Below are 12289 nucleotides of genomic sequence, written 5' to 3' on the forward strand. Positions count from 1 at the left end.
TAGCCTTGCCATTTAGGCGCTTCGCGCTCTGAGGCTGCGAGAGACGGATTCTACTCATCCTGGCGGCTCCCTTATGTAGTCCGATCCCCGTACCGGACATTGTTCCCTTTTCCTGGAGAACGCTCCAAACGGGCAACTCTGCCTGTCGGAGGTCCTCTGGAGCTTGCCTGCCGTAAGGAAGGGTGCCCCGTTCTTGCAGCCAGTTTGACTGTTCTTTTTCCGCAGAGTCTTCGAAATTTGGCACTCCGGCGGCAGGAACTTCTGAAAAGAACGCCCCAGTTGGCATTTCACTCTGTTTGGCCTGATGATGATAGCGCAAGCCCCTCAATCTGCGCGGCATGGCCGAGAGTCTAATGTCCAAGGCGAGCACGGCATTTTGGGCGGCCTATCAAAGACTCGACTGAGAAGAGCTTCCGCGAGGCATTGCCCCAGGAAATTTGAAGGATCCGCCGCGGCGGAAGTTTCCTCATTTGAAGTAGACTGCCGCCCGCCCAGGCATTGACAGTGCGTAGGTAATAACCGGCGTCCGGTGCACGAAGCTCATAGGATGCATACAAAAGCAGTGTGGAACCAAGCACGGCAAAGAGGGCCGCTTATCGAGGTCTCTACCCTGCCCATCAGTGCTGCTTTTTCGACGCCGGGGTCGGGCCCGCTCAACTGGGCGAAGCTCCCAGAGCGCTCCTTTCAAAGGCGATTTGGTCCCAGGCGGCTGAACTGCGCATGAAGCCACTCTGCGAGTTCAAACTCCATACCTTCCAGTTCACTCGAGCCCAACCATATCAACCCATATTGACTGCCGTCAGGGTCAAAGCCAGCAGGGGCCGCCAGGCTTCCTCGTTCCACGTCGTCAATCGCAAGTACGAGCGGACTGAGGGCTACGCCAAGGCCTGCAGACGCAGCCTCGACGATCAGCGCGTGATTGTCGAAGTACCGGATTTCTGTGGGTCGACGCGCCGACGGATGGGTCTTCAGCCATTGCGCCCAGGCGTCAGGTCGGGTCTTCGACCCGAGAGCGAGATAGTCGCCATGTTCGAACTCTGCCACAAGTTCCGGCCTCATGACAGGCCCAACCTTTTCGGAAAAAAGGGGCCGGACGTTCCACGTCTCAGGCACAGCGAAGTCCAGCCGTCGAATAGCGAGATTCGACCTGTTTCTTACGAAAGTCCACCAGCCCTCCACCTACCGAGAGGTGGAGGGCCATGTTCGGATGCGCCACTTGAAGCGCCCCCAGCCGCGGAATGAGCCAACGCATGGCAATTGAAGGCTCGCAGGAGAGCACCAGGGCACTCTTCCCGGCATTGGCAGCACGCAGTTGAACTGTGGCGGCCAACTCACCGAAGAACCTGCCGAGGGTGAGGTTGAGTGTCTCGCCGGCAGGGGTGAGCCGCAGCCCTCGCCCATTCTTCTCAAACAACCTGACCCCGATGTCATTGGCGAGTTTGGTGATACGGCGACTGACGGCGCCGTGCGTGAGCGCAAGCGAGTCTGCTGCAAGCCGGACCGAGCCCAGCCGCGCTGTTGCTTCGAACGCTCTCAGGTCGTCGAGCGACGGTATGTCCGAGCGATCCATCAGTGATAATATATCACCGATTTCGTCAGAAACTATCGCTATTCATATTTAGTGAGGTTTTGTTAGTTGATGCATGCGCACCAATCATCAACCCAGTATAGCGGTCCTCGCCGATGACCTCACCAGCGCGGCAGATGGTGCACCACCTTTCGTCGCCCGTGGCTTGACTGCGTCAATCGGCAGAGGCCAGCTTCCGCGCCAAGCGGAAGCGGCAGCGATGATTGCAGTCGATAGCGGTTCGCGGTCTGCTACTCCGTCGCAAGCGTTCGAGGCGGTCGCTCGATTGACCGCCCGACTTGCCAGCCGTACCGTGCTCTATAAAACGGTGGACTCCACACTTCGCGGTCACATAACGGCGGAGCTTGAAGCATGCTTTGCGGCGAGCGGCCGCAAAGCACTGGTGTTTGCACCGGCGTTCCCGCAGGCCGGTCGTACGACAGTGAGGGGCATTCAGCTTGTCGACGGCATTCCGGTCTCGGAAAGTTCGTATGGCCATGACCCTGTGCATCCCGCGCGGCATTCCGCGCTAGTCGACCTGGTGCCGAGCTGCATCAAGAATGTCACGCTGCTTGATGCAGAAACGCAGGAAGAACTCGACTCGCAGATTGCTTCCATCGAGGATCCAGCGTCGATCCTTTGGGTTGGTTCTCCTGGAATGGCTGCAGCGCTATCGCGGCGTTTTGTGCCGGCGAAGACCCTACCGCCATTGCTCGATGGCATCAGTAGCGATGTCTTGGTCGTCATTGGGAGCGCAAATCTGCGCAGTCAGCGGCAGGCAGGTCAACTCCAGAAGGTCCGCGGCGTCATGCTGCTGCGCGGACCAAGGACGCGCGAGTGGGACTCGGCAGCAGTGCTGCGCCGTATCGCACAAGACGCAGCGCGAGAGCTTCAAAGCCCACGCTTCGGCGCTTTGATCGCCACCGGCGGCGACACGATGGAAGCGATCCTGGACCTTCTCAAGGTCCGTGAGTTTGATATCCTGCAAGAACTCGATCCCGGATTCCCGCTTGGTCTCGCCAGGCTTGGCGATGGGCGCTCGCTCTTGCTCGCTATGAAGGCCGGTGGCTTTGGCAGTGACGATGCGGTGACGCGCGCCGTCGCGCGGATACGTGGAGCCACCCAATGAAGAACATTCTCCCACTTGCTCTCACGATGGGCGACGCCTCCGGCATTGGGCCGGAGATCGTGGCGAAGGTGCTTGCGAAGGGCGGCGAACGCGTCGTCGTGTTCGGTAGCTATGTTGTCATGCAAGACACCGTGCGGCGGCTCGGGCTGAACGTCGAGGTGCGACGCATCAACGCTGCCAATGCGGCCCAATTCGAGCCACGCCGAATTGAAGTCATCGAAACCTCGCGGATTACCGAGCCTCCTCCAATCGGCCGTATCAGCACGATCTCCGGGCAGGCGGCCTTCGACGCCATCGTTGCGGCGATAGCCGCAGCGAAGTCCGGAGATGTGAGCGGCATCGTCACGGCGCCGATCAATAAAGAGGCGATGGCCAGCGCGGGAATCCGCTACCCCGGCCATACCGAAATTCTGGCCGACTACGGCGGCGCCAAGCGCGTGGCGATGATGCTTGCCAACGATGACATCCGCACGGTGCTCGTCACCATCCACACGTCGCTGAGCAAGGCGATCGAACAGGGCGATTTCGACGCTCAGCTATCCGCCATCCGGCTTGCCCATGAGGGTGGAAAAGCTCTCGGCTTCGCGACCCCGCGTGTCGCCGTAGCGGGTCTCAATCCGCACGCAGGTGAAGGTGGCCTCTTCGGGGACGAGGAAATCCGGATCATACGACCGGCAATCGACGCGGCCCGAGCCGAGGGCATCGATGCCACTGGCCCTTATCCTGGCGACACTGTCTTCATGCAAGCTCGTCAAGGTCGATTCGATGTTGTGGTCGCACAATACCACGATCAGGGTCTGATCCCTGTGAAGTATCTCGGGTTGGAAAAAGGCGTGAACATCACGCTTGGCCTGCCGTTCGTCCGCACCAGCCCAGATCACGGCACGGCGTTCGACATCGCGGGCCGTGGAATTGCAGACCACGCCAGCTTGGAAACAGCACTTGCCTACGCCAAGCGCCTCGTGGCGGCACAAACCAAGACGAACTAGAGAAAGGAACCACACCAATGGGGTTACGCTTCATCTTCATGCTCACGCGCAACGACCGAACGGTTTCGGACGCGGCCCAGCAACTTCAAACCGCGCTCAGCCTCGGCGTGCGGCACATCGGGTTCAAGGATATCGGCTTGCCGATCGAGCAGCTGAAAGACCTCAATGCGGCCATCAGGACGGGCGGTGCAACCTCCTACCTGGAAGTCGTGTCACTGGACCGCGAAAGCGAAATTGCTTCGGCAAAGGCAGCTGCCGAAATCGGCGTCGATGTTCTTCTTGGTGGCACGCGGGTAGACGACGTGCTGCCTATCATCAAGGACACCGGCATCCAGTACTTCCCGTTTCCGGGTCGGATCGCCGGTCATCCGAGCGTGCTTGAAGGCGCCATCGACGAAATTGTCGAAAGTGCCAAAGCGATTGCAGGGCACGATGGAGTGCATGGCCTGGACCTGCTGGCATACCGATCGGCGGAGAACGTCCCCGAGTTGATGAAGGCCGTCTGCGCTGCAGTCGCCAAGCCTGTCTATGTTGCGGGTTCGATCGACACCCCAGAACGAATTGCAGTCGTCCAAGGCGCCGGCGCAGCTGGGTTTACGATTGGGACCGCAGCTTTGGATGGCAGATACCCGGCCAATGGGAATGACCTACCAAGCCAACTCACCGCAATCATTCGCGATGTGGCTGCCCTGAACAAGCACCTTTCGCCAATTCACAAGAAGAATTTGTCAATTGAGTTTGCCGGGCTGCGCGCGCCTTGGAAGCCTAAAGTCGAGGGGCGTGTCAACGCCATGCAATTCAAGGTCGCCATGTTCAATGGCGCCTCCAGTTGGTCATTTCGACAGCACGACGATCAGCTGTTCTTCGTTCACCGGGGACGGCTGCTCATGCAATTTCGTGACCGTGAAGAAATTATCGAACCCGGAGAGTTCATCGTCGTCCCATATGGCGTTGAGCACAGTGCGGTGGCCTTGGGCGAGGAAGGATGTGAAGTGTTGGTGGCAACGTCAACCGCCCTACCCTGCTACCCACCCCCGGTAACTGATCTCGCTCATTCTGATCGATCCCAGTTGACTGCTTAGCAGGACGGTACCGACTGCTAGGTTTTCAGACGCGCAGGAGCAATCATGACCGTGGCTATTGTGCTGCATCGCGCCGACGGCGCACCCGTTGCAACCCCTTTCCGCAGGACAGCGTCCGGCTCGGATGATCCCTTTGTGGGCATCGCGAAATCGCCTGGGAAGGGCCGGACTCGATATCGTGGGCCGAACCAGCTTTGTTGGCGAGCTCGAAGTCGCAAGCTTCCCCCACATCGAAACCATCGTCGTGGTGGAAGGAGAGCTGATCCTGACGGTGGTCGGCGCGGCCCCGCTGGTGCTCGGTCCGCAAGCGGGTGCTGTCATCGGATGCGGCACCACGCTTCGCATCCAGACTGAATCAGGCGTGCGGTTTTCGTTCTGCGCGGCCGCTTGCGACAAACCGACGAAGCCCGGCCTTGTCCAGTTGCGCGCCGACGCCGACTTCAAGCCGTCTGCTTCGCTACCGGCCGAGGCTTTGCTTGGCCCGGCCCCGCAATGCCGCAGCGACAACGTCTTCTCCAGCGACGGCGCGGATTACCGTGCGGGCACGTGGGATTCGACCCCATACCACCGGGTTGTTCGCCCGCATCGCAGAACGAGTTCATGCATCTGCTAGCCGCGAGTGTACGATTCGCCGCGCCCGATGGCAGCGTGCTGTCGGCGGGCACCGAGATGCGCTTTTCGTGCCCCAGGGCGCATCGATCGGATGGGAAAGTAAAAATCGCGTGGTGAAGTTTTTCGTCGTCCAAGCCGTCCAGGCCTGACGTAGAGCGAGATCCATCATGTCCCCTGGCAAGGTCGCTGAGTTTTAGGCCGCATCCGCAATCGACGCTCCTCCACACGAGATGGCTTTAGGCTTCAGCTACCTTCCCTCTGAGAGGTGGGCGCCAGCGAGCTTTTCACGCAACAATTGCATGTCCTAAGGGCCGCTAACGGCAGGATATTCCGTCCAGGCACACAACTCCGCAGCCTGTCTATTCTCGGCGCGGGCTAGAATGCTTCAAAGTTACCGGAGTTCCGCAGATGCCCGCGCCGCTCATGCACATCGAGTGCAGCCCTTCCCTCCCCCGCGAGGCAGACGTCGTCGTCATCGGCGGCGGCGTGGTGGGCGTGTTCACGGCGTATTATCTCGCGCGCCGCGGCGTCAGCGTCGCCCTGGTAGAGAAAGGACGCGTGGCCGCCGAGCAGTCAAGCCGAAACTGGGGCTGGTGCCGCCAGCAGAATCGAGATGCGCGCGAGTTGCCTATGGCAACCAAGAGCCTCGATCTCTGGGAGAAGGTGGCACAGGAGACTGGCGGGGATACTGGATTTCGCCGCTCCGGGCTTCTGTATCTCTCACAGGACGAAAATGAGCTGGCGGGCTGGGCAAGGTGGCGCGATTTTGCGAAAACGGTCGGAGTCACCACGCACGTGCTGAGCGCAGAGGAAGCCACCGAGAAGGGCAAGACGACCGGACGCAAATGGAAGGGCGGGGTTTTCTCACCGACTGACGGAACGGCGGATCCCTCCACGGCAGTGCCGGTTGCCGCGCGTGGCATCATGGCGGCGGGCGGTACCTTGCATCAGCATTGCGCAGCGCGTGGACTGGAGTTGAGCGCCGGCAAGGTCAGCGGGGTCGTGACGGAAGCGGGAACCATCCGTACGAAGATCGCGGTCATGGCCGGAGGCGCGTGGGCTTCTTCCTTCTGCAACCAGCTTGGCATGCGCTTCCCGCAAGCTGCCGTGCGTCAGTCCATTCTAGCCGTAGCGCCAGGCGCAATCGGCCTGCCCGATGCCCTGCATACCACGAGCGTCTCGCTGACGCGGCGCAGCAACGGTGGATACGCGCTGGCGATCAGCGGACGAGCTCGCGTCGACCCAACGCCGCAGCAGTTCAGGTTCAGCCGCGAGTTTCTACCGATGTTCGCCCGCCGCTGGCGCAATCTCGCCCCGGGGGCCTTCGAGGGCTGGCGTCAAGGACATGAAAGCCTGCGCAAATGGGGCCTTGACGACATTACGCCGATGGAACGGAACCGGATTCTCGACCCGAAGCCCGACATGGGACAAATTCAGCTGACATATCGAAGAGCCTGCGAATTGATCCCCGAACTCCAACGCGTGGCGATCTCCGATGTCTGGGCGGGTTATATCGACAGTACACCCGACGGCATTCCCGCGATCGGCGAAGTGGAGGGGATTCCGGGCTTTATCCTGGCGGCGGGATTCAGTGGTCACGGGTTCGGGATTGGCCCCGGCGCGGGGCATATGATCGCCGACATCATCACAGGCAGCGAGCCTGTTGTCGATCCGCGTCCTTATAGGCCCGAACGCCTGAAGACCGCTGCATGGGGCAAGGTCGCTGAATTCTGAGAAGATGGCTTGCCAACGTACTATCGATCGCACACGAGATTGATGCCGCGACTGCTCAAACAGGGAAGTGACGATGCGCGAATACGAGATTGCCGCCATTCCTGCCGACGGGATCGGCCCAGAGGTGATCGCCGCCGGTCTCCAGGCGCTTGAGGCGCTGCAGCAGCGCTGCGGCGACTTCAAGCTACGCGTCCAGCACTTCGACTGGGGATCGGACTACTACAGGGCCAATGGCCGGATGATGCCTGAAGATGGAGTGGCGCAACTGAAGCGCTTCGATGCCATCTTCTTCGGTGCTGTCGGCGCTCCCGATGTGCCCGACGACATCACGCTCTGGGGTCTCCGGCTGCCGATCTGCCAAGGCTTTGATCAATACGCGAACGTGCGGCCGACCAGGATTTTGCCCGGCATCGTTTCGCCGCTGGCGGGCGTTGGGCCCGGCGATCTGGATTGGGTGATCGTGAGGGAGAATTCGGAGGGCGAGTATTCCGGCCACGGCGGCCGCGCCCACCGCGGTCTCCCCGAGGAGGTCGGAACCGAAGTCGCGATCTTCACGCGCGTCGGCGTCGCCCGCATCATGCGCTATGCATTCCGGCTGGCGCGGTCACGGCCGCGAAAGCTCCTGACTGTTGTCACGAAATCCAACGCGCAGCGTCACGGCATGGTAATGTGGGATGAAATCGCAGCCGAGGTGGCGCAAGAGTTCCCTGACGTCGCGTGGGACAAGATGCTGGTTGATGCTATGACGGTGCGCATGACACTCAAACCTCGCAGCCTCGACACGATCGTCGCCACCAATCTTCACGCCGACATTTTGTCGGACCTTGCAGGCGCGCTGGCGGGCAGTCTCGGCGTTGCACCAACCGCCAACATTGATCCCGAGCGGCGCTATCCCTCGATGTTCGAGCCAATTCACGGCTCGGCTTTCGACATTGCCGGCAAGGGTATCGCCAACCCCGTCGCCACCTTCTGGACCGCTGCCCAGATGCTCGAACATCTGGGCGAAAGCGCAGCCTCCGTCCGGTTGATGAGCTCTGTGGAAACAGTGACGAGTGAAGGCGTGCTGACGCCGGACGTTGGTGGGACAGCGACCACGCAGGACGTGACGGACGCCGTCTGCCGGACGATCCGAGGTTCGAACGTGTGACAGGTTTACGATGAAACTCGACAAGATCGACATCAAGATCTTATCCCAACTGCAAAAGAACGGGCGGGTCACCAACGTCGAGCTTGCCGACCTGGTCAACCTTTCGCCGAGCCCTTGCCTGATGCGGGTGAAGAAGCTTCAGGCGGAAGGCTTCATTACCGGCTATTCCGCCCAGATCGACGTGTCCAAGCTCGGACAGACTCTAACGATCTTCACCGAGGTTACGCTCAAGCACCATCAACAAAACGACTTCGCGAGATTTCTCACCGCCATTCAGAAAGTTGATTCCGTCATCGAATGCCATCTGATTTCCGGCGGATACGATTACCTTGTGAAGTTCGTGACGGCGGGCATCAGCGAGTATCAGACTATCATGGAGCGCATGCTCGAATTGGATATCGGGATCGACAAATATTTCAGCTTCGTCGTGTTGAAGTCACCGATCGTGAAATCCCACTTGCCTCTCGACGTCATTTTCGACAGATGAAAAGGCCACCCCTGCAGTCTGGGACTGGAAAGCGGGCGCCATCGTTCGCTTCCGCTGCCCGTGTGCTACGGCGGAAGTCCGCCTAACTGCAACTTTCTTGGCACTTGACGGAATGCGGCAAGACCTGAGGATTTCCTTCAGGCCCCGCTCGCATGGATCGGGTGGCTTCACCCATGACGACGATCATCCCTTCATCGCTTCCCGCACATCCTTGTCTTCGAGGGTTTGATCCAGCGTCATCCTGGTGCGTTCGAGGATTCCATCGATGTCGTCGTCCGTGCAGCAGAGCGGTGGCGCGAAACCGAGTATGCCGCTGTTGAAGGCGCGAATGACAAGGCCGTTCCCCCACGCCCGGTCGAAGATGCGGCGCCCCGGATCGGCCGCCGCCGGCAGCGGTGTTTTGCGCTCCTTGTCCGTGACCAGCTCGATCGCAGCCAGCATGCCGCGACCGCGAATATCGCCAACCAGCGGGTGGTCTGCGAGCGAGCGGAGGCCCCTCATCAGTCGCTTCCCGGCCTTCCGACCGTTCTCGAGCAAGCCCTCTTCATAGAGACGCAGGCATTCCAGCCCGACCGCTGCGCTCACCGGATGGGCTGAGTAGGTATAGCCGTGGCCGACAGCCGCTTTGCCGGCTCCGTCCGCGATCGTATTGTAGACATGGTCGGTCATGAAGACGGCGCCCATCGGCACGTAGCCCGACGTCAGTCCTTTCGCTGTGGTCATCAGATCCGGCACGACCTCGTCCTCCTCACAGGCGAAAAGGGGACCGGTGCGGCCAAAAGCGGTGATGACCTCGTCGGCAACGAACAAGATGTCGTGTTCCTTGCATAGGGCATGCAGGGCCTTTAGCCAGCCAGCCGGCGGAACCAGGACACCGCCCGAACCCTGGATAGGTTCAGCGTAGAAGGCCGCGATGCGATCGGCGCCGAGCTCAGCGATTTTGGCCCGCAGCGCCGCGACCGATGCATCGATAATCGCCTGCGGGTTGGAACCGACCGGATTGCGATAGGCGTAGTGCGAGGGAATCTTGTGCTGCCAGTCATAAGGAACGCCGAAGCCCGCATGGAAAGCCGGCAGCGCGGTCAGACCTGCGCCAACCGTAGAGGATCCATGGTAGCCATGCCCGACCGAGATAAATTGGTCTTTTCGCGGCGTCCCCTTGGCGTGATAAAAATAGCGAATGAAACGGATGGTGCTGTCTATCGCGTCGGACCCGCCCAGCGTGAAATAGACATGGTTCAGATCGCCAGGCGCCAATTCGGCAAGCCGGGCGGCAAGACGAATGGCCGGCTCAGACCCCAGCCCGAAATATCCCGTCGCATAAGGAAGCTCTCTTAGCTGCTTGGCCGCTGCCTCGACGACGCTTTCCTGCCCGTATCCGATGTTTACACACCAGAGACCCGCGAACCCGTCCAGCAAGGTTTTCCCGCTTGCCTCGGTCACTGTAGCGCCCTTGGCGGATTTGAGCACGCGCACACCCGTCTCTTCGTGGCTCCGATAGCATGAAAACGGGTGAACCAGGTGCGCACGGTCGAGTTCGATCAGGGAGTTTGCAAGCATTTCTTCCTCCGGTTCAGCCTAGCGCCTGACTAACGAGCGCATAAGTTTGGTGTGACCTGATTTCGACTTTCGGCTCGTCTGCGATTCGTCGCATCGTTACGCCACCGCCGACGTGGGCCAGGCCGCGACGGATGAGCCACTCGCCGAGAGCCGTGGATTCGTTGGTGTCGATGCGGACAAACTCGCCCGCACTGTCGGCCAGCAGGAAGTCGATCAGGCATCTCGCTTCGTGCAGCGTCCTCGCCACCACCGGCCCAATGACCAGCCCTCGACCAAAACGACGAATTGCGGCAAACGCCTGGACATCGCCTGCATCGCGAATGACGGCGAACTTCGCCCGCTCGCACAACGAGTTCATGAGTGCCGACCGGTCGTGACCAAACGCGGCGCAATCCAGAGGGACAAGGCGCGCGTGGTCGCCGTCCTCGCCCCATGACACATGTGCCGGTGCATCTGCAGACGGCGCCATGCCCTGGTGCTGCACGACCTTGCCGGTCGCGACAAATCCCAGCTTCTCGTAGAGTGGGAGCCCTTCCTGCGTAGCCACCAAATAGCAAGTGCGCTCGCCTGCCTTGGTAAGCGCCTCCTCCATCAGCTTGCGCCCGAGCCCGCGACCGCGCATTGCGGCATCGACGATGACCATGTTGACGCTGGCGGCATCGTCGCCGTAGGGCGTCATCAGAATCGTCCCCACCACGCGTCCTTCCTCCTGGACAACGAGACCTTGGCTGAGCGACTGCATCAGCTCCCAGTCTTCACGACGGTGCGGCCATCCAACATGACGTGACAATTCGACAGCATCGTTCAAATGCTCGGTTGTCATCGTTTTGAACGTGACTCGCCCTGGGGTCATGGGTCGTTTCCCGGCCTGAATTCTTCAATGCAAAGTTAGGCTGCGGCCGACAGCAGTTCCTCCCGACGCGTACCGGTGAGCTAGGTGTTTTGACTTTCCTTTGCCGCCGGCGCCGCATCTTATGCCGACGAGCCGGCGGGCGAGGGAAGCGCCTGGCAAGCTCGGAACCACGTCGTGCGCAACTCTCTGCCAAAGCCCTGCCACGATACAAAACAATCTGCTTCAAGCGGCAGAGAATGCGGCGACTAGTCCTTTTCGCTGCTCGTTATGATCCTTGTCGTTAAAGGCACGCGGTGCCGCCAGGATTGGAAGGATAGACGCCAATGACCCGTTTCAGACCGAAATACATCACCTTCGATTGCTACGGTACGCTGACCAACTTCGACATGGCCGGCGCGGCAAGACGAGTTTACGGTGCGGAACTCTCCCCAGCCGTAATGACGCAGTTCATCAAGGATTTCTCGGCCTATCGCCTCGATGAGGTTCTTGGCGCTTGGAAGCCCTATAGCGAGGTCGTGCACAATTCCGTGGAGCGCGCCTGCAAGCGCAACAATGTGACGTTCCGGCCTGAGGATGCCCAGCGCATTTATTCGGAAATACCGACATGGGGTCCGCACCCGGATGTCCCGGCGGGACTGGCCAAGGTCGCCAAGGAAATCCCACTAGTGATCCTGTCGAATTCCATGAAGAGCCTGATCATGTCGAACGTTGAGAAGCTCGGCGTACCCTTCCACATGGTCATCACGGCCGAGGAGACCGGCACCTACAAGCCGCATATGAAGGGCTTCGAGTACATGTTCGACAAGCTCGGCTGCGGCCCGGAAGACATTACGCATGTGTCGTCCTCATTCCGCTACGATCTCATGACCGCCTATGATCTTGGCATCAAGAGCAAGGTCTGGGTGAATCGCGGCCACGAACCCGCGAACCCATACTACGAGTACAGTGAAATCAAGGATATCGGCGGGCTGGCCGGCGCCGTCGGGCTGGAGCCCGTTCGCGAATTCGCCTGAGCGTCTGTTGCTGGTGCAGTCGCGCCAGGGTGAGGCACTCCCACTACGTTAATGATCACTGGTCGCAATACAGAGAAAGGGGCGGTTTTCACCGCCCCTTTCTTGTTGTTCCACGC

The 12289-nt window shown here is 60.4% G+C and carries 12 protein-coding genes; 8 read left to right on the forward strand and 4 right to left on the reverse strand.

The genetic code is table 11. The features are described 5' to 3' along the window. Window positions 1-684: 684 nt before the first annotated feature. Both LB559_RS14025 and LB559_RS14030 read right to left on the reverse strand, forming a co-directional pair. Entirely contained in the window at window positions 685-1179 is a 495-nt protein-coding gene (locus tag LB559_RS14025; RefSeq protein WP_224674298.1) for a LysR substrate-binding domain-containing protein, read from the reverse strand. Beyond that, entirely contained in the window at window positions 1106-1570 is a 465-nt protein-coding gene (locus tag LB559_RS14030) for a LysR family transcriptional regulator (RefSeq protein WP_224674299.1), read from the reverse strand. Before LB559_RS14030 ends, LB559_RS14025 begins: the two co-directional genes overlap by 74 nt. Window positions 1571-1643: 73 nt before the next feature. Between LB559_RS14030 and LB559_RS14035 the strand changes: the two genes are divergently transcribed. The 7 genes from LB559_RS14035 to LB559_RS14070 all read left to right on the forward strand — a co-directional run bounded on the left by LB559_RS14035 (window position 1644) and on the right by LB559_RS14070 (window position 8747). Then, on the forward strand, window positions 1644-2696 hold the full coding sequence (locus LB559_RS14035; protein ID WP_224674300.1) for a four-carbon acid sugar kinase family protein: 1053 nt from the start codon (window positions 1644-1646) through the stop codon (window positions 2694-2696). Next, complete coding sequence (pdxA, locus tag LB559_RS14040; RefSeq protein WP_128338048.1) at window positions 2693-3685, forward strand: 4-hydroxythreonine-4-phosphate dehydrogenase PdxA; 993 nt, start codon at window positions 2693-2695, stop codon at window positions 3683-3685. The genes LB559_RS14035 and pdxA overlap by 4 nt, the downstream gene beginning before the upstream one ends. 17 nt (window positions 3686-3702) lie before the next feature. Further along, a complete protein-coding gene (locus LB559_RS33015) occupies window positions 3703-4767 on the forward strand; it encodes a cupin domain-containing protein (RefSeq protein WP_127370865.1) in 1065 nt (354 codons plus the stop codon). 178 nt (window positions 4768-4945) lie between these two features. After that, complete coding sequence (locus tag LB559_RS14055) at window positions 4946-5380, forward strand: hypothetical protein (RefSeq protein WP_224674301.1); 435 nt, start codon at window positions 4946-4948, stop codon at window positions 5378-5380. A 407-nt stretch (window positions 5381-5787) separates the two neighbouring features. After that, window positions 5788-7113: an NAD(P)/FAD-dependent oxidoreductase gene (locus LB559_RS14060; protein WP_224674302.1), complete on the forward strand. Its 1326-nt coding sequence runs from the start codon at window positions 5788-5790 to the stop codon at window positions 7111-7113. Window positions 7114-7186: 73 nt separating this feature from the next. Next, a complete protein-coding gene (locus tag LB559_RS14065; protein ID WP_224674303.1) occupies window positions 7187-8260 on the forward strand; it encodes a tartrate dehydrogenase in 1074 nt (357 codons plus the stop codon). 10 nt (window positions 8261-8270) lie between these two features. After that, window positions 8271-8747, forward strand: coding sequence for an Lrp/AsnC family transcriptional regulator (locus LB559_RS14070; protein WP_064994330.1), 477 nt, complete (start codon window positions 8271-8273; stop codon window positions 8745-8747). Window positions 8748-8930: 183 nt separating this feature from the next. Here LB559_RS14070 and LB559_RS14075 read toward each other — a convergent pair whose 3' ends face one another. Together LB559_RS14075 and LB559_RS14080 are read right to left on the reverse strand one after the other, a co-directional pair. Then, window positions 8931-10307 (reverse strand): aspartate aminotransferase family protein, encoded by a 1377-nt coding sequence (locus LB559_RS14075; RefSeq protein WP_224674304.1) that lies wholly within the window; start codon window positions 10305-10307, stop codon window positions 8931-8933. 13 nt (window positions 10308-10320) lie between these two features. Further along, on the reverse strand, window positions 10321-11160 hold the full coding sequence (locus LB559_RS14080; RefSeq protein WP_224674305.1) for a GNAT family N-acetyltransferase: 840 nt from the start codon (window positions 11158-11160) through the stop codon (window positions 10321-10323). A 323-nt stretch (window positions 11161-11483) separates the two neighbouring features. On the opposite strand from LB559_RS14080, the gene LB559_RS14085 reads away from it, so the two are divergent. Then, window positions 11484-12173, forward strand: coding sequence for a haloacid dehalogenase type II (locus tag LB559_RS14085; protein WP_064994327.1), 690 nt, complete (start codon window positions 11484-11486; stop codon window positions 12171-12173). Window positions 12174-12289 lie beyond the last annotated feature (116 nt).

This window comes from Mesorhizobium sp. BR1-1-3, assembly GCF_020165455.1.
GTDB classification, from domain to species: Bacteria; Pseudomonadota; Alphaproteobacteria; order Rhizobiales; family Rhizobiaceae; genus Mesorhizobium; species Mesorhizobium ciceri.